Genomic DNA, 17,578 nt, shown 5'->3' with positions numbered 1-17,578 from the left:
CAGGCAGACCACCCACGCCCACGTCGACGACACAAACCTAAGACGCGCGATCCGCGGGCGCAACCCGCGAGGCGATCAAGCGACCGGGCGGAGCCCACGCCCGATGCGCCGGATCAGCGGGCCGAGGCTGAGGCCCTGGACCAGGATCGAGAACACCACGACCGCGTACGTCACCACCAGGATCGTCGCGCGGTGCGGGCTCGGCGGCAGCGACAGCGCCAGCGCCACCGAGATGCCGCCGCGCAGGCCACCCCAGGTCAACATCGTCAGCGTCGCGACCCGGTCCTGGCGCAGCTGCGGCAAGAACATCCCCGGCAGGCCCACCGAGATCAGCCGCGCGACCAGCACCAGCGGCACCGTCATCGCCGCCGCGAGCGCGAGCGCCCGGGTGACCTCGAGGTGCACGACCTCGAGGCCGATCAGCAGGAACAGCACCGCGTTGAGGATCTCGTCGATCAGCTCCCAGAACGCGTCGATGTGGTCGCGGGTGATGTCGGACATCGCCAGCGAGCGCCCCTGGTTGCCGATCAGCAGGCCGGCCGTGACCGCGGCGATCGGCGCCGAGATGTGCAGCACCTCGGCGGTGGCGTAGCCGCCGAACACCATCGCCAGGGTGATCAGCACCTCGACCGAGTACTGGTCGATGCTGCGCAGCAGGCGGAAGCCGACGTAGCCGATCGCGAGGCCGAAGGCGGCGCCGCCCAGCGCCTCCTGCACGAACAGCCGCGCGATGTCGCGGGGCGTAGGATCGCCGCCGCTGGCGACGCCGATCAGCGCCAGGAAGATCACGACGCCGACGCCGTCGTTGAACAGCGACTCACCGGTGATCGTCACCTCGACGTTGCGCGGCGCCCCGGCGGCCTTGAGGATGCCGAGCACCGCGATCGGATCGGTGGGCGAGATCAGCGCGCCGAACACCAGGCAGTGGATCAGCGGCACGCCCACGCCGACGGCCGCGAACAGGTAGTGCGCGCCGTACCCGACCAGCGCGGTCGACAGCGCGGTGCCGACCAGCGCCAGCACCGCGATCGGCCACCGCTGATCGCGCAGATCGCCCAGGTTCACGTGCAGCGCGCCCGCGAACAGCAGGATCCCCAGCATCCCGTGCATGAGCGCGTACGCGAGATCGACGCGGTCGAGCAGCGCCGCGACGCGGCTGCCGATGTCGGTGACGCCGGCGGCGTCGAGGCCGAGGCCGATGATCGATGCGATCAGGGCGGTCGCCATCAGCCCGATGGCCGAGGGCAGCTTGAGCACGCGGGCGTTGACGTAGGCCAACGCGGCCGTGAGCGTGAGCAGCACCGCCGCGACCTGGAAGTCGGACATGCACCCTTCTACCGCGCCCGCGCGATCGACGGCAGCGCCGCGCGCACCTTGCGCGGGGCCCGCGGCTACGGCGCGCCGGGGTCGGGCAGCGGCGTGGTCAGGTCGAGCGCGGCGACGACCAGGTCGGTCCGGGCACCGGCCCCGACCGTCGCGACGCGGTGCGCGAAGCGCAGCCCGTCGACCTCGCGGTAGTCGGCGGCGTCCTCGTGCCCCTGCACGTCATCGCCCAGCGGCACGATCCGGACGATCAGGTGGGACGCCTGGTCGAGCAGGAGCCGCGCCATCGGCTGGCCGCCCCGGGCGATCGTCACCGCGTCGCACGTCGTCCCGTCGACCGCCTCGGTCCCGGCCGCGCTCGCGGTCGCGCCCGCCGCCAGCGCGTGCACGAGCACCAGGTCGCGGTCGCGCCACAGGCTGTCGACCAGGGCGTCGGCCGCGGCGCCCTCGATCGTCCCGACCCGCTGGTCCTGGCGCTGGACCACCTCGTCGCCGTCGATGGTGACGCTGATCGTGTGGCCGTCGACGGTGACGTCGAGGCGCTGGCGATCCGGGACCTCGAGCCAGCGCTCGAACGTGCCCGCGACCGTCGTCGTCCCGCGCGCGAGCTCGATCGTGCCCGTGGCGTGGACGGCGCGCAGCGCCAGCAGCCGGTCGCGCCCGCCCTTGGCCTCGACCGCGAGCTCGAGCAGCCGGTCGGCCGCGACGCGATCGTCCGGCGCCGCGGCCGTCACGTCGGCGTCATCGGGCGCGAACCGGTAGATCGGGGTCGCCGGCGCGCTCGGCGGCCCACAGCCCGCGGCCGCGAGCGCGAGCGCGGCGACGACGGACGGCACGGCGCGCATGCCGTTGTGACCGCCGCCGCGCCGTCCGGGTTGCCCGCGCCCGCCAGCTCGCCCGCGCCGGCCCAACGCCGCGCCGTCCGGGTTGCCCGCGCTCGCCAGCTCGCCCGCGCCGGCCCAACGCCGCGCCGCCGCGCCGCCCGCTCGCCCGCTGCCGACGACGGCCCCCGAGGTGGCGCGTCAGTCCTCGTCCTTGAGCAGGAACTCGTTGTTGATCACCTTGAACGACAGGCGGCCGCCGAGCGTCGGCGACAGGGTCTCGGTGAGCGCGCGGACGACGATGCCCTCCTTGCGGTTGCGCGTGCCGGGGTACAGGCCCCGGGCCTGCTCGAGCCAGCGCTCGAGCGAGTGCGGGAACGCCGCGGCGTCGGCGCCGGTGACGACCAGCTCGACCGGCACGGTGCGCAGGCCCCGGGTCGCGCAGAACTCGATCAGCTCGGCGTGATCGAGGAACCGGCCGGCGCGCACGTCGTGGACGCTGAACACGAACAGCTCGAGCTCGGCCAGGCCGAGGCGGTTCCGCTGGATGCCGGGGCCGCACAGCTCGCCCTGGATCGCGAACTCGGGCGGGATGACCTCGGCCAGGCGCAGGCGCTCGGCCATCCGCCAGACCGGGTTGGGGCCCGGGACCAGCGCCCAGTTGCGCGAGCAGGCGATCAGCTCGCCGTCGAGCGCGCGCAGGTACGTGGCCGACGTGCCGTCGCACTTGGTCGTGACGTAGAAGTCGCGGCCGCGCAGCTCGTCGAGCACCGCCAGCGCCGACTGCAGCCGGAGCTCGTCGGTCTTGGGCACCGCGCCCGGGAACGGGCCGGCGATCTCGCGCGTGTCCGGCACCTCGGGCTCGTACTTGACGACCCCGAGCAGGTCGCGCACGTCGGCGCCGACCGCCGGCAGCGGCGTGCCCGCGGGCAAGATCGCGACCGGCAGCGCCAGGCCCTGCGACAGCACGCCCCGCAGCCGCGCGGTCTTCACGCGGAAGCCGCGCGGGCGCATGAACTCCGCCCACGGCTGATCGGCCGGCAGCACGCTGTCGATCTCGAAGAACACGCACGGCGCGCCGGCCGTGAACTCGTCCTTCTTGACGACGACGTCCCAGCCCATGACCCGGGCCTTGACGATGTTGTCGGCGCCGACGATCGGGTCGATGGCGTCGATCTGCTGGATCGAGACGAGCTTGCGTTCCACGGGACACTCCTGCCTGGCCGAGCCGGCGGCCCGCCTGCGGTCTGGCAGATCCAGCACTGGATCCGCTCCGCTCGAGCCCGCCGCCCACATCCTCCGGACCTCGGGGCACGCCCTGCGCGCGCCGTGGTCGAGCGATCGTAACTAGCCGTCGCGCCCGCGGTTGTCAATCACAACCTGCGGACCGCGCGACGACGCGCCGGTCACGCCACGCCCGGCACCAGCACCGACAGGCACGTCAGCGAGCCGTCGGCCTTGCGCACCTCGGTGGTCGCGACCGGGTGGACCGCGAAGCCGGCGCCCTCGAGCGCCGCGCGGGTGCCGGGGAAGCCGTCGGCGACGATCGCGCCGGCGCCGATCGTGACGACGTTGGCGGCGTAGGTCTCGGCCCGCGGCGCCCAGACCACGGCGGCGCCGACGAACACCTCGGCCGGCAGCGCGCCCTCGGCCACGAGCACGCGGTCGTCGTCGAGCCGCGCGCACACGCACTTGAGGTGCAGCACGTCGGCCGGCAGCTCGACCGCGACCACGCGCACGCCCCGGGGCCCGAACACCGCGGCGGCGCGGGCGACGCCGGCGGCGTTGGTGCGGGCCGAGCGGCCGACGTAGAGCGTGCGCCCGAGCAGCAGGCAGTCGCCGCCGTCGAGCGTCGCCGGCGCCGGCATGTCGGCCAGCTCGACGTACGGCGCCAGCGCCCGCGCCACCGCGCCGCCCTCGCCCTGCCGCGACGGCGCGCCCGGCCGGGTGATCAGCGCGACGCCGCCCGCGATCACCGCGGTGTCCTCGACGAAGCAGCCGTCGGGGTGGGCCTCGTCGGCGTCGAGCACGAGCACCCGCGCGCCCAGCGCCGCCAGCGCCGCGCGGTAGGCGGCGTGCTGGGCCCGGGCCCGCACCACGTCGATGGGCGGATCGGGCGGGACCGCGGCCAGCGCCGCGACGAAGCTGTCGGAGATCGAGCGGGTCAGGGCGAGCACGCGCTGACTCTACCGGGCTGCGCGCCCGCGGCCCCACGATGCGCGACCGCGCCGCCGCGGATCGTCTGCGGCCCGGCCCCGCCGTCGACCGCTCGGGGTATGATCGGCGCTGATGCCGCGCGTAGCAGACCCCGTCGGGGCCCAGGTGCGCCGGATCTTCGAGGCCACCGCCCACGTCACCGGCGAGGCGTTCTTCGCGGCGCTGGCGCAGGTGGTCGCCGAGGTGCTCGCGACGCCGATCACGTTCATCGGCGAGCTGCAGACGCCGACCCGGATGGCCGCCACCGCGGTCTGGCGTGACGGCGCCGTCGGCGCGCCGTTCGCCTACGAGCTGGCCGGCTCGCCGTGCGCGGGCGTGGTGTCGGGCGGCCTGTGTCAGCACCCGGCCCAGGTCCAGCGGCTCTTTCCGGATGACGTGATGCTGGTCGAGATGGGCATCGCGGCCTACTTCGGCGTGCCGATCCACGCCGGCGACGGGACGCCGCTCGGCATCATCGTCGCGCTCGATCGCGTCGACCGCGAGCCGATCCCCGACCTCGACATCGTGCTCGCGACGATCGCGCAGCGGGCCGCCGCGGAGTTCGAGCGGCTGCGGGCCGAGCGCGCGCTGATGGGCAGCGAGGCGCGCCTGCGGCAGCTGATCGAGACCACGGTCGAGGGCGTCTGGGTCATCGACGAGGACAACCGCACCACGCTCGCCAACGAGCAGATGGCGACCATGCTCGGCCTGACGCCGGCCGAGATGGTGGGTCAGCCGATGTTCGCGTTCATGGACGAGTGCGCGCGGCGCGAGGCGACCGCAAACGTCGAGCGGCGCAAGCGCGGCATCCGCGAGCGCCACGAGTTCCGGCTGCGCCACGCCAGCGGCGCCGACGTCTGGGTGGTGATGGCCAGCAGCCCGCTGCCGACGGTCGACGGCCGCTACGGCGGCGCGCTGGCGATGGTCACCGACGTCACCGAGCGCCGCGACCTCGAGCTCCGGATCCAGCAGGCCCAGAAGCTCGAGAGCCTGGCGATCCTCGCTGGCGGCGTCGCGCACGACTTCAACAACCTGCTGGTCGGCGTCCTCGGCAACGCCAACCTGGCCCGGCGCCAGCTCGGCCCGGACGCGGCGGTCGCGCCGATGCTCGCGGACATCGAGACCGCGGCCCTGCGCGCCGCCGACCTCACCCGCCAGATGCTGGCGTACTCGGGCCGGGCCCGGTTCGTCGTCGAGCCGATCAGCCTCAACGCGATCGTCCTGGAGATCGGGCACCTGCTCGGGACCGTCATCACCAAGATGGCGTCGCTCGAGCTCGACCTCGCGGTCGACCCGCCGATGGTCGAGGGCGACGGCACGCAGCTGCGCCAGGTCGTGATGAACCTGGTCACCAACGCCAGCGACGCGATCGGCGATCGCCCCGGCGTCATCACGATCACCACCGGGACCCGCGCGCTGAGCCGCGCGCAGCTGCGCGACACCTACCTCGACGAGGCGCTGCCCGAGGGCCGGTACGCGTTCTGCGCGGTCACCGACACCGGCGCCGGCATGGACGCGGCCACGCGCCAGCGCATCTTCGATCCGTTCTTCACGACCAAGTTCGCGGGCCGCGGCCTGGGCCTGGCCGCGACCCTCGGCATCCTCCGAGGCCACCGCGGCGCGATCAAGGTCGAGAGCGCGCCCGGGCGCGGCGCGACCTTCACCGTCCTGCTGCCGGAGCGCGCCCGCGCCGGCGCGGTCCCGGTCGCGCCGACGGTCGGCCCGTCGATCGCGGGCACCGGGCTGGTGCTGGTCATCGACGACGAGGCGCCGATCCGCCGGCTCGCGAGCCAGGTGCTCGAGCTGGTCGGCTACGAGGTCGAGTGCGCGGCCGACGGCGCCGACGCGGTGCAGCGCTTCGGCGCGCGCCCCGACGCCTACGCGTGCGTGGTGCTCGACATGACCATGCCGAAGCTGGGCGGGGCCGAGACCTTCGCCGCCCTGCGGCGGCTGCGCCCGCGGCTGCCGGTGGTGCTGTCGAGCGGCTACGCCGAGCAGGAGGCCGCCCGGCAGGTCGGCGCCGACCCGACCGGGTTCCTCGCGAAGCCGTGGTCGCCCGACGCGTTGATCGACGCGGTGGCGCGGGCGATCACCAGCGACGACGGCTGATCCCTGCACGATCGCGGACGTGGCGCGGGCCGTGCGGTCGGGCCAGGTCGCGGGCGCCGTCGCCGCGGACCTTTGCTAGAGTGCTCGCGATGGGTCTCTTGCAGCGAGTGAGCAAGCGTGCGTTCGATCTGGTCGGGGCCTGCGCGGCGCTGGTCGTGACCGGGCCGGTGGTGGCGCTGGCCGCCGCCGCGACCCGGGTCGAGCTGGGGCCGCCGCCGTTCGAGCGGGTGCTGCGCGCCGGCCGCGGCGGCGAGCCGTTCGCGATGTGGCACCTGCGCACGCACGCGCGCACCGAGCTGGGCGCGTGGCTCCGCGCCACCGGCGTCGCGACGCTGCCGGCGCTGTGGAACGTGCTCCGCGGCGACATGAGCCTGGTCGGCCCGCGGCCGCTCCACCCGCAGTACGCCGACCTGACCCCGGGCCGGCACGCGCTCAAGCCCGGGGTCACCGGCTGGGCCCAGCTCCACGGCGGTGACGACCGGTCGTGGGATGACGAGCAGGCGCTGGATCGCTGGTACCTCGAGCACGCGTCGCTCACCGTCGACGCGATGATCCTCACCCGCGCCGTGCTCGATCGCCTGCGCCGCCCCGGCGACGGCGAGGCGGCGACGCCCGGCCACGACAGCGATGGCGCCCCGACCCGGCCGGCGGCCGTGATGAACTGATGACGCGCGTCTACCTGTCGCCGCCGCACCTGTCGGGCGCCGAGCTCGGGCTCCTCACCGACGCGGTCGCGTCGAACTGGATCGCGCCGCTGGGGCCCCACGTCGACGGGTTCGAGCGGGAGCTCGCGGCGGCGGTGGCCGTGCCCGGCGCGGTGGCGCTCAGCAGCGGCACCGCGGCGCTGCACCTGGCGCTGATCGTCGCTGGCGTCGGTCCCGGCGATCGGGTCGCGGTCTCGACGTTGACGTTCTCCGCCAGCGCCAACCCGGTGGTCTACGTCGGCGCCGAGCCGGTGTTCATCGACTGCGACGCGACCTGGACCATGGATCCGGACCTGCTGGCCGAGGCGCTCGCCGACGCCGAGCGGCGCGGCCGGCCGATCCGCGCGGTCATCACCGTCGATCTCTACGGCCAGAGCTGCGCCTACGATCGGATCGCGCCGCTGTGCGCGCGCCACGGCGCGGTGCTGATCCAGGACGCGGCCGAGGCGCTCGGCTCGACCTACCAGGGCCGCCCGGTCGGCGGGCAGGGCGCGCTCGCGGTGCTGTCGTTCAACGGCAACAAGATCATCACCACCAGCGGCGGTGGCGCGCTGCTCGGCGCCGACGCCGGGTGGCTGGCCCACGCCCGCAAGCTCTCGACCCAGGCGCGCGAGCCGGCGCCGCACTACCAGCACGCCGAGATCGGGTTCAACTACCGGCTGTCGAACCTGCTCGCCGCCGTCGGCCGGGCCCAGCTCGCGGCGCTGCCCGAGCGCGTGGCCGCCCGGCGCGCGGTCAACGCCCGCTACCGCGACGCCCTGGCAGGGCTGCCCGGCGTCGAGTTCCTGGATGACGCGCCCGGCTGCGTCGGCAACTGCTGGCTCACCTGCCTGACGATCGATCCAGCGCGGTTCGGCGCCGACCGCGAGCAGGTCCGGGTCGCCCTCGAGGCCGCCGACATCGAGGCCCGCCCGGTGTGGAAGCCGATGCACCTCCAGCCGATCTTCGCCGGCGCGCCGGTCCGGGGCGGGGCGCGGGCCGCCGCGCTGTTCGAGCGCGGCCTGTGCCTCCCGAGCGGGTCCAGCCTCACCGAGGCCGACCAAGCCCGTGTGATCACGATCGTCGCGGGCCTGCACCGCGCCTGATCCGGCGATTCGGCCTGGCCGGGGTGAACGTCGAGGCGCCCCGCGGCGTCCTACCGTTCTGTGCGGGGGGTGCGCCCGCTCACCGACGCTAGCGACCGTTCCTGCTACGCCTGGAGAACCCATGGCTGTGTCCCTCCATCGTGCCGCCCTCGTCGCTGCGCTCGGCCTGGTCTCCGCGTCGATCGCCCACGCCGACTGGCCGGTCGCTCGCCACGACGCCCGGCGGTCGGGGCAGGTCACCGGCACCAGCAACCTCCAGACGCCGGCGGCGTACTGGCGCCAGTACCTGGGCGGCGCCCTCGGCACCTCCCTGGCGATGCCGCTCGGCGACGGCGTCGCCTACATCGGCGGCGGGCGCGTCCGGCTGCTGTCGACCCTGGGCGTGCCGCGCTGGACCAGCGCCAACCTCGCGCTGACCGCGATGGTCGGCCAGGCGGATCTCGACGGCGACGGCGCCCCCGAGCTGATCGCGCGCTCGAGCGATCGCGCGTTCGTGTTCGAGCCCACCACCGGGGCGCTCCTGTGGGGCGAGCCGGTCGGCGAGATGGGCACCCTGGCCGACGTGCGCCTGGCCGACGTCGACGGCCGCCCCGGCGACGAGCTGACGGTGCAGGAGTGCGCGTGCTGCCAGCTGCGCTCGACCACGCCCGGCGTCGTGTGGAGCTTCGCCGACGGCTGGGCCGCCGCGCGCAAGGTCTGGACGCTGCCGTCGTCGGCGTGCGCCGGCGCGCGTCAGATGGCCTACGCCGACATCACCGGCGACGGCGTCGCCGACTTCGTCCTGTCGACGCAGACCGATCTGCGCATCCTCGACGGCGCCACGGGCGCGCTGCGCGCGGTCACGCCGAACCTCGGCGCCTGGACCGCGATCGCCCACTGCCAGGCGCACGACGTGCTGCCGGGCGCCGGCGCCGAGCTGGTGTGCTGGCAGGGCTCGGCGCTGCCGGCCCCCGGTCAGGGCCACAAGGTGTTCGTCGTGCAGTACCGCGCCGACCCGGCCCGGCTCGACCTGGCCTGGTCGACCGACGTCGGCGATCGCGACGGCGACATGATCATGGGCACCGATCGCATCGTCGACCTCGACCACGACGGCGCGCTCGAGCTGATCGCCACCGGCACCCAGACCAGCGGCGATCCGATCACGACGGTGCTCGACGCCGCGACCGGCACGATCCTGGCCACGATCCCGGGCCAGCAGCAGGTCGCGGCCCTGACCCCGACCCCGACCGAGGCCGTGCTCGTGACCGAGGCGAGCCAGCAGCTGATCGGCTGGCGCTTCGATCGCGCCGCGAACCCGCGCACCACGCTGGCCTGGCGCCTCAAGGACCGCCGGGTGCTCACCACCCGTGATCCCGAGCTGGCCGGGCGTGCGCCGCTGCCGACCCGGTCGGTGCAGTTCGACGCCAACAGCGACGGCGCGCTCGACCTCGCCACCGTCGACACCAAGCGCCCCAACGAGCTGCTGGTCTACGACGCGCGCCACCCGGCCGACACGACGCTGGTGGCGTGGCGCGGCGCGCCGGGATCCGAGGTGCTGGCCGCGTGGCGCGAGGGCGACCGGCTGGTGGTGTCGACCAGCGACGGGCGGCTCTCGACGGTGACCGTGCCCGCGCTGGCCGACGTCGGCTCGTTCCGCGCCGGGCAGTACTACGATCACGGCGGCTGGCTCCACCTGGCGCAGGCGCCGGTCGCGGCCCAGCTCACGGGCGACCCCGCGGCCGAGGTGCTCGTGACCGACAGCCGCCGGACCCTGGCGGCGCTCGACGCCCGCAACGCCACCAACGCCGATCCGCCCCAGCGCCTGTGGGAGCTGCGCTCGGCGTTCGCCCCGACGATCGTGCCTGCGCTGGGCGGCTTCCCCGGCGTGATGTGCCGGCGCCGCGACAACGGCGCGGTGCCGCCGACCGAGAGCATCGCCCGGCTCGACAGCACCGGCGCCATCCGCTGGGAGGCGTCGCTGGGCGGCGACGCCTGGAACGATCTGGTGGTCGGCAACTTCGACGGCGACGCCGTGCCCGACGTCGCCGTGCAGTGGGGCCGCGCGTCGGATCTCGACATCCGGACGACCGCGCTCGCGGGCACCGACGGCCACGAGCTGTGGACCACCGCCGTCGCACCCAACCCGGCCAAGTTCCCGTCGGGCATCGCCCTGGCCGACTGGGACGGCGACGGCCGCGACGACGTGGTCTTCCACCTCTACACCACGTTCGTGTTCTCGGGTGCGACCGGCGCCATCATCGCCACGGGCCGCACGCCGACCGTCACCCTGTACATGCTGCCGATGCCGATCAACCTCGACGCGGATCCCGAGGACGAGCTGGTCCTGACCGGCGGCTTCTCGCCCGCGCGCGGCGTCGACCACGACCTCACGACCGCGCTGTGGACCGACACCGACGATCGGCCGTACCCGTACGCGGCGCTCGTCACCTGTGCCAACCGCCCGCACACGGTGTCGACCTCGCTCGTCAATGGCGTGGTCAAGGTGGCCGATCCGGCTGGCCCCGGGCTCCTGCGCGCGTTCGTGCTCGCCGACGGCCAGCTCTACCCTGACGGCGACGCCGCCACCGCGGCCGGCGCCAAGCTCGGCCTGCTCGCGTCCCCGGTCGTCCACACCAACCTCACCGGCCTGGGCCACGCCAGCGCGGTCATCGGCTCGTCCGACGGCTGGCTCTACGCGGTCGACCCGTGCGCGGGCACGCTCGACTTCGCCGTGCCGTTCGGCGCCCCGGTGGGCGCGACCGCGTTCGCCGACACCGACGGCGACGGCAACGACGAGCTGATGGTGTCGGTCGCCGACGGCTACCTCTACGGCCTCAAGAACGCGCCGCTGCGCGGCCCGGGCATCGTGCGCGATCTCGATCCGTCGACCGCCAGCGGCGACGACGTCGACGAGGTGTTCACCCGCGACACGCTGTCCGGCTCGTGGGATCCGGTCCCGGGCGCCGCGAGCTACGAGGTCGCGATCGCCCACGCCGACGGCGGCTACGTGTTCTACCCGCCCTGGCAGCCGGTCGACGCGACCTCGTACACCCGCACCGGGCTGGTGCTCGAGGACGGCGCGCGCTACCTGTTCGCCGTGCGCGCGGTCTCGGCGGCCGGACGCTCGCCCGACATCCTGTCCGACGGCGTGCTCGTGCACCTCGTCGGCGGCCCCAGCGTCGACGCCGGCGTGGGCGGGCCCGACGCGGGCACCGGCGGCAGCCCCGACGGTGGCTGCTGCTCGACCGGCAGCGACCCGGTGCCCGGCGCGGTCGCCGCGGCGCTCGTCGGCCTCGCGCTGGTGCGCCGCCGCCGGGTGTGATCGCGATCGCGGGCGCGACACAGCCGCCGCGGTCCCGCCCCGCGGCCCGCCCCGCGGGCAGCGCCGTCGAGCAGTTGCGCCGGCACGCGGCTTGCGAAGGAGTGGGTGCGTGCGCTCGCTGCTCGTCGTCCTCGTCCTGCTCACGGCCTCGTCCACGGCCCGGGCCGAGCGCTGGTTCGTCGACGTCGAGCCGGTCGCGATCCACGGGAGCGCTGACGACCACACGCTCGCGAGCATGCTCGTGGTCAGCGCCGGCCGCCGCCTCGACGTCGGCGGCGTGACGCCCTTCGTCGCGCTCGGCGGCGGGCTCCTCAACGTGTCGGCGCGGGCCGGCGTGCTGGTGCCGGTCCGCGGCGCCTGGGTCGCGCGGATCGAGGTGCGGCCGCAGCTCGCGCTCGTCTGCGTCGAGCCGGCGGTGCTGGCCGGCGCCGGCGCCGGCTACCGGTTCGCCGGCGACGGCACGCCGATCACGGTGATCGCCGCGGCCGAGGGCGGGCCCGGCTGGGCGCGCATGGACTGTCATCCCGATCGCCCGCTGGGCCCGACCGAGCGCACCTGGTTCGCCGGCGGCACGCTCTCGGTCGCGATCGGGCTGTGACCACCTGGCCCCCGGGCGACCCGCGACCTCCGGCGCGTCGCGGCGTTCGTGTCGCCGGGGCCCTGGCGCGCGCTGGGTCAGCTCGGCCGGCGCCGCCGGCGACGCCCCGCCAGCGCCAGCAGCGCCAGCGCGGCAGGCCAGGGCGCCGGGGCGGGCCCGCCCGACGCGCAGTCACAGCCGCCGCCGGCGACGCCGTAGCCGTCGGGGATGCCGTCGTTGTTGTCGTCGGGGTCGCACGCGTCGCCGAGGCCGTCGGCGTCGGCGTCCTCCTGCATCGGGTCGGCGGCGTCAGGGCACACGTCGTCGGCGTCAACGATGCCGTCGAGATCGCGATCGGGCGTGCACTCGTCGGGCGCGCCGCCGCTGCAGGTCGCGCCCGGCTCGATCGCGCACGCGCCGTCGCAGCCGTCGAGCGCGGTGGTGTTGCCGTCGTCGCACGCCTCGGCCCCGACCCGGACGCCGTCGCCGCACGCGGACACGCACGCGCTCGGGGCGCCGGCGCAGGTCCAGCCCGGCTCGAGCGCGCAGGTCGCGCTGCAGCCGTCGCCGCCGGCGAGGTCGCCGTCGTCGCACGCCTCGGCCCCGGCCGTGACGCCGTCGCCGCAGCCGGTGGTGCAGGCGTCGGGCGCGCCGCCGGTGCAGCTCCAGCCCGGCTCGACCGCGCAGCTCGCGTCGCAGCCGTCCCCGGCCGTCGCGTCGCCGTCGTCGCACGCCTCGGCCCCGGCCCGCACGCCATCGCCGCACGTGGTCGCGCACGCGTCGGGCGCGCCGCCGACGCAGCTCCAGCCCGGCTCGACCGCGCAGCTCGCGTCGCAGCCATCGCCGGCCACCACCCCGCCGTCGTCGCACGCCTCGGCCCCGGCCCGCACGCCGTCGCCGCAGGTCGTGCTGCACGATCCGGCGCCAGCGCCGAGGCAGGTCCAGCCCGGCTCGACCGCGCAGGTCGCGCCGCAGCCATCGCCGGCCACCACCCCGCCGTCGTCGCACGCCTCGGCCCCGGCCCGCACGCCGTCGCCGCAGGTCGTGCTGCACGATCCGGCGCCAGCGCCGAGGCAGGTCCAGCCCGGCTCGACCGCGCAGGTCGCGCCGCAGCCATCGCCGGCCACCACCCCGCCGTCGTCGCACGCCTCGGCCCCGCGGCGCAGGCCGTCGCCGCAGATGCCAGCGCACACGTCGGGCGCGCCGCCGACGCAGGTCCAGCCGATCTCGACCGCGCAGGTCGCGTCGCAGCCATCGCCGGCCACCACCCCGCCGTCGTCGCACGCCTCGGCCCCGGCCCGCACGCCGTCGCCGCAGGTCGTGCTGCACGATCCGGCGCCGGCGCCGCCGCAGGTCCAGCCCGGCTCGACCGCGCACGCCAGCGAGCACCCGTCGCCAGCCACCCGGTTGCTGTCGTCGCAGGCCTCGCCGCTGGTGCGCACGCCGTCGCCGCACGTGTCGGCGTCGCAGGCGTCGCCGAGGCCGTCACCATCGAGATCGGCCTGGCCGGGGTTCGCCACCGCCGGACAGTTGTCGACGGTGTCGACCACGCCGTCGCCGTCGCGATCGAGATCGCAGGCGTCGCCGAGCCCGTCGCCGTCCTGATCGGCCTGGGTCGGGTTGGCCACCGTCGGGCAGTTGTCGCACGCGTCGCCCAGCGGATCGCCGTCGGCGTTGTCCTGGGTGGGGTTGTTCACCACCGGGCAGTTGTCGACGTTGTCGATCAGCGTGTCGCAGTCGGCGTCGGACAGATCGATCACCATCGTGGTCGCCGTCAGGATCTGATCGCCGTCGCCGGTGAACCGCACGTTGAGCACGCCCGACAGGTCGAGCGGCCCGGTCTGGTACAGCTCGTCGGACAGGCGGCTGTTGGACGAGGTGCCGCCGACCGGTTCCGCGGTCGGGCTGTCGCCGGCCACGCCGACGAGGAGGCCGGCGTCGTCGTACCCGAACGAGCCCGAGGTGATGAGCGAGTTGAAGTCCTGGGCGCCGCAGGTGCCGACCTGGCCGGGGGAGCCATCGTCGCGCCCGCCCAGCACGGTGGTCAGCGTGGTGAACGTCGCCACGCCGCCGGGCTTGAACTCGAGGCGCCCGTTCTGCTCGTCGGTGCACTCGAACATCTCGGAGAACGAGATGACCGCGTTGGTCGGCGCGCCGCCGCAGGTCGGCAGGCCGGTGACGTTGAAGCTGGCCGGGGCGGTGGTGCCGTTGATGAAGGTCGGCTGGTAGCTGACGTGCCGGCTCTGACGGTGGGTGACGTCGGTGAACACCACGACCAGCTGCTCGCCGGCCAGCCCGGCGCCGACGCCCTGGTAGTTGAGATCGGCGTCGCCACGCTCGGCCAGCGGGTACGTGCCCGAGCCGGTGATGCCGAACCCCGCGGTCACATCGTAGGCGCGGTAGCCCGAACCGGCCGGGTTGTTGCGATCGACCTCGGCGGCGGTGTTGAGCAGGACGCCGTTCAACCGGACCTGATCGGCCGGGTTGCCGTTGAAGCCGCCGTTGAACTTGGCGTAGACCACCAGGTACGCCTTGACGATCGTCGCGCTGGCCGGGACGCGCACGGTCAGGCCCTTGGGCGAGGCCGTGAACACCGTCGGCGTGGCCGGGGCGTCGCCGGCGCGCGGGGTCGCGACGCCGGCCGCGTCGGTGGCGACCCCGCCGACCAGACAGCCGCCGGCCTTGAGCCCGGCGAAGCTGCTGGTGTCGAGCGGCGTGCACGTCTGGGCCGCGGCCGGCGTCGCCCGCGCGGCCAACCCGAGCAGCCCGGCGATCACGACGACGAGGAGCGTGCGCATCCGGCCATCGTACACGGCCCGCGCGGCCGTCGGCGCGTCGGGGGCCGCTGGCAGGACGGCGCCGACCAGCGACGCCGCCGATCGAACGAGGTGAGGTAGATCAGGCTGTGGTACCCCACCGCGGCCTCGATCAACCGGCCGTCCGCGGCCTCGAGGCGTTCGGGTGCGCGGTTCGCCCTGCCTGACGACATCCTGGCAGCTCGTCGCTGGGCGAATGTGTCCCACGACCGTCGCCCGCGCCGCCAGCGAAGGCATCCACCCCGACGCCGCCGTCAAGCTCGCGGGCGTCGCTACCCGGCGTCGCGGCCAGCGTCGGTACCGGCGTCGCGGCCAGCGTCGGTACCGGCGTCGCGGCGGCGTCACTGCCAGCGTCGCTACCGCCGTCGCTGCTCGCGTCGCTGCTGGCGTCGCGGCAAGTGGTGACGTCACCGCGGCCCCGAGCGAGCACCCGCTCCGCCGGCCGTACCGCGCTGCGCGCGCCCGCCGCCGATCGCGGCGCCGAGCGCGGCGTCGGGGCTCAGTGCGCCAGCGCGACGCCCTCGATCACCACGTGGCTCTTGAGGCTGTTGGCGATGTAGCAGCGCTTGTGCGCCTCGCGGTGCAGCGTCGCCACGGTCTCGGCGTCGGGCGCGGCGCCGCCCCAGGTGACCTGCGGCGCCAGCGTGATGGTCGTGAACTGGGTGGCGCCGTCCTTGGACTCGAGCAGGCCGTGGGGCGCGTCCTCGTAGCGATCGATCGTCAGGCCGCGCTTGGCCGCGAGCGCCAGGAAGAACAGCATGTGGCAGCTGGCCAGCGCCGCGACCACGGCCTCCTCGGGATCGACCGTGCGGTCACCGACGGTGCCCGGCGGGATCGCCGGCCCGGCCGCGGCCGAGGCCGTGACCTGGACGCCGCTGTCGAAGGTCCACTGGTGGTCGCGCGAGTAGGCCTTGGCGTCCATCGTCTCCGACGAGCGGTTCCAGATCAGGCGAGCGGTGTGGTTCGACATGGGTGTCCCTACCAGGTGATCAGGTGTGTGGCCACGGCACCGCGACCCGGACCTTCAGGTCGGCCTTGACCTTGAGCGTGCCCAGCATCGCCGAGAACGGCTTGATGCCGAAGTCGGGCTGGTGGAGCGTCACCTCGGCGACCTGGCGCCCGTCGAGCGCGCGCGTGGTCACGGTCAGCGGCCGCGCGCGCCCGTGCAGCGTCAGCTCGCCGGTGATCCGGAAGCCGTCGCCGGCCGGCTCGGCCTTGCCGCGGAACGTCGCCTCGGGGTGCCGCCGCACCGCGAGCACGTCGTCGGCCATCGTCTTCTCGATCTTGCGCTTGTCGCCGTCGGACAACGACGAGGTCGCGCGCCCGTCCTTGACCGCGTGCAGGACCCGGAGCGCGTCGAGCCCGAACCGCGCGTCGATCGCCAGGTCGGCGTCGACGTCGATCGTCAGGCGCCCGACGCTCAGCTCGAGGTCGTGGGCGACCGCCGACAGCGCGCCCTCCTTGAACGTGAACACCCGGCACTCGGCCTGGGAGGCATCGAAGCGAGGCATGCCGGCATGGTGTGGACGCCACCCGCGCGAGGCAAGGCCCGGGGCCCGCGAAGTCCCGACGCGCCCGCCGCGCCGCGGCCAGGTGTCGCAGCGCCCGGCGCGCCAGGGCGCCGCGGAGACGTTCAGTAGCCGAACGCCTTGCGCCACTGCTTGCGGGTGATCCGCCGATCCTCGGCGGCTTGCCAGCGCGCCTCCTTGGCGGCGCCCTTGGCGAGGACGCGATCGATCCGGGCCGAGGCCTTGGCCCAGGCGGCGGCGCCCTCGGCCGAGCCCGGCTCGGGGCAGCACGGCGAGGTCCGGAGATCGTGGAGCGTGGTGGCCCGCACGCCGCCATCGCCCGCGGCCCGCGGGTGGCCCAGGCGCTCGGCGCGGCGGAACGCGAGCGCCGCCAGCTGGTTGTCCCCGCGCTGCACCAGGGCCCACGCGAGCGCGTACCAGACGTCGAGGTCGCGATCGCCGTCGCCGAACCGGATCAGCCCGGTCAGCGCGAGGATCGTGCGATCGAGCGCGGCGTCGCCCTTGACGTGCTTGGTGTGGTGCGTGTGCATGAGGTCGCGATCGATCTCGGCCAGGAACGACGCACGCTCGCGCACGGTCGCGTCCTTGACGACCCGCAGCTTGTACTCGAGCAGGCGCACCTGGAACTCCTCGCGGCCGAAGTGCGCGTCGGGGTTGATCACCAGCGCGGCCCGCAGCGCGACCAGCGCCGCCGCGGCGTCGCCCTTCATGGCGAGGAACGTGCCGCGGTTGGCGAGGGTGGTGTACTCGCCGGGGAACCGCTGGTCCTTGGCGGCGAGCACCGCGAGCGCGTCGTCGAGCGCGCCGGTCCGGGCCAGCGCCACGGCCAGGTCGTCGTAGCGCTCCGTGGGCGCGGTGCCGGCGTCGACCAGCGCGCGGGTGTAGCCGACCTTGGCCGCGTAGAACGCGGGCGAGTGCTTGTGCAGCTCCCCGCGCAGCACCGCCGCGGTGTCGCGATCGGTCAGCGACTCCTCGGCGAGCGTGTCGTTGTCCCACAGGCACGCGCGCGCCGGCGCCGGCGCGATCACGGCCACGACCACGGCCAGCGCGGCCACGACGAGGTGCTTCATGCCCAGAGGATGGCCCGGCGCGGCCGCGGTTGCACCCTCATCCCGCC

Annotated in this window: 13 protein-coding genes; 5 read left to right on the top strand and 8 right to left on the bottom strand. The window is 75.0% G+C overall.

The window, feature by feature from the left end:
• Positions 1-75: 75 nt before the first annotated feature.
• From IPL61_30345 to IPL61_30330, 4 genes are all read right to left on the bottom strand, one after another.
• On the bottom strand, positions 76-1,326 hold the full coding sequence (locus IPL61_30345) for a sodium:proton antiporter (protein ID MBK9035511.1): 1,251 nt from the start codon (positions 1,324-1,326) through the stop codon (positions 76-78).
• Between the two features lie 65 nt (positions 1,327-1,391).
• Positions 1,392-2,159 carry a hypothetical protein gene (locus IPL61_30340; protein ID MBK9035510.1) on the bottom strand — a complete coding sequence of 256 codons (768 nt, stop codon included), beginning with the start codon at positions 2,157-2,159 and terminating at the stop codon, positions 1,392-1,394.
• A gap of 186 nt (positions 2,160-2,345) precedes the next feature.
• Positions 2,346-3,350: an RNA ligase (ATP) gene (locus IPL61_30335; protein MBK9035509.1), complete on the bottom strand. Its 1,005-nt coding sequence runs from the start codon at positions 3,348-3,350 to the stop codon at positions 2,346-2,348.
• 200 nt (positions 3,351-3,550) lie between these two features.
• Positions 3,551-4,321, bottom strand: coding sequence for a dimethylargininase (locus IPL61_30330; GenBank protein ID MBK9035508.1), 771 nt, complete (start codon positions 4,319-4,321; stop codon positions 3,551-3,553).
• Positions 4,322-4,433: 112 nt separating this feature from the next.
• On the opposite strand from IPL61_30330, the gene IPL61_30325 reads away from it, so the two are divergent.
• The 5 genes from IPL61_30325 to IPL61_30305 all read left to right on the top strand — a co-directional run bounded on the left by IPL61_30325 (position 4,434) and on the right by IPL61_30305 (position 12,137).
• On the top strand, positions 4,434-6,449 hold the full coding sequence (locus tag IPL61_30325) for a PAS domain S-box protein (GenBank protein MBK9035507.1): 2,016 nt from the start codon (positions 4,434-4,436) through the stop codon (positions 6,447-6,449).
• Positions 6,450-6,556: 107 nt separating this feature from the next.
• On the top strand, positions 6,557-7,114 hold the full coding sequence (locus tag IPL61_30320) for a sugar transferase (protein ID MBK9035506.1): 558 nt from the start codon (positions 6,557-6,559) through the stop codon (positions 7,112-7,114).
• Positions 7,111-8,238, top strand: coding sequence for an aminotransferase class I/II-fold pyridoxal phosphate-dependent enzyme (locus IPL61_30315; GenBank protein MBK9035505.1), 1,128 nt, complete (start codon positions 7,111-7,113; stop codon positions 8,236-8,238). The genes IPL61_30320 and IPL61_30315 overlap by 4 nt, the downstream gene beginning before the upstream one ends.
• Before the next feature lie 121 nt (positions 8,239-8,359).
• Entirely contained in the window at positions 8,360-11,539 is a 3,180-nt protein-coding gene (locus tag IPL61_30310) for a hypothetical protein (GenBank protein MBK9035504.1), read from the top strand.
• Between the two features lie 109 nt (positions 11,540-11,648).
• The gene (locus IPL61_30305) at positions 11,649-12,137 is read left to right on the top strand and encodes a hypothetical protein (protein MBK9035503.1); all 489 of its coding nucleotides are present in this window, start codon (positions 11,649-11,651) and stop codon (positions 12,135-12,137) included.
• A 77-nt stretch (positions 12,138-12,214) separates the two neighbouring features.
• Here the strand turns inward: IPL61_30305 and IPL61_30300 are convergent, their stop codons facing one another.
• From IPL61_30300 to IPL61_30285, 4 genes are all read right to left on the bottom strand, one after another.
• Complete coding sequence (locus IPL61_30300) at positions 12,215-14,914, bottom strand: DUF4215 domain-containing protein (GenBank protein MBK9035502.1); 2,700 nt, start codon at positions 14,912-14,914, stop codon at positions 12,215-12,217.
• 517 nt (positions 14,915-15,431) lie between these two features.
• Entirely contained in the window at positions 15,432-15,902 is a 471-nt protein-coding gene (locus tag IPL61_30295) for an OsmC family protein (GenBank protein MBK9035501.1), read from the bottom strand.
• A gap of 19 nt (positions 15,903-15,921) precedes the next feature.
• Positions 15,922-16,443, bottom strand: coding sequence for a YceI family protein (locus tag IPL61_30290; protein ID MBK9035500.1), 522 nt, complete (start codon positions 16,441-16,443; stop codon positions 15,922-15,924).
• 122 nt (positions 16,444-16,565) lie between these two features.
• A complete protein-coding gene (locus IPL61_30285; GenBank protein MBK9035499.1) occupies positions 16,566-17,531 on the bottom strand; it encodes a hypothetical protein in 966 nt (321 codons plus the stop codon).
• Positions 17,532-17,578 lie beyond the last annotated feature (47 nt).

The sequence above is a fragment of the Myxococcales bacterium genome, assembly GCA_016717005.1.
Taxonomy (GTDB): Bacteria; Myxococcota_A; Polyangia; order Haliangiales; family Haliangiaceae; genus UBA2376.
Note: the sequence above shows the minus strand (reverse complement) of the source record. Positions and strands in the feature narration are given on the sequence as shown.

Excerpts from the sequence above, each read along its gene's own strand:
- IPL61_30345 (MBK9035511.1), bottom strand. The coding sequence starts at position 1,326 with ATGTCCGACTTCCAGGTCGCGGCGGTGCTGCTCACGCTCACGGCCGCG.
- IPL61_30325 (MBK9035507.1), top strand. The coding sequence starts at position 4,434 with ATGCCGCGCGTAGCAGACCCCGTCGGGGCCCAGGTGCGCCGGATCTTC.
- IPL61_30310 (MBK9035504.1), top strand. The coding sequence starts at position 8,360 with ATGGCTGTGTCCCTCCATCGTGCCGCCCTCGTCGCTGCGCTCGGCCTG.
- IPL61_30300 (MBK9035502.1), bottom strand. The coding sequence starts at position 14,914 with ATGCGCACGCTCCTCGTCGTCGTGATCGCCGGGCTGCTCGGGTTGGCC.
- IPL61_30295 (MBK9035501.1), bottom strand. The coding sequence starts at position 15,902 with ATGTCGAACCACACCGCTCGCCTGATCTGGAACCGCTCGTCGGAGACG.
- IPL61_30290 (MBK9035500.1), bottom strand. The coding sequence starts at position 16,443 with ATGCCTCGCTTCGATGCCTCCCAGGCCGAGTGCCGGGTGTTCACGTTC.
- IPL61_30285 (MBK9035499.1), bottom strand. The coding sequence starts at position 17,531 with ATGAAGCACCTCGTCGTGGCCGCGCTGGCCGTGGTCGTGGCCGTGATC.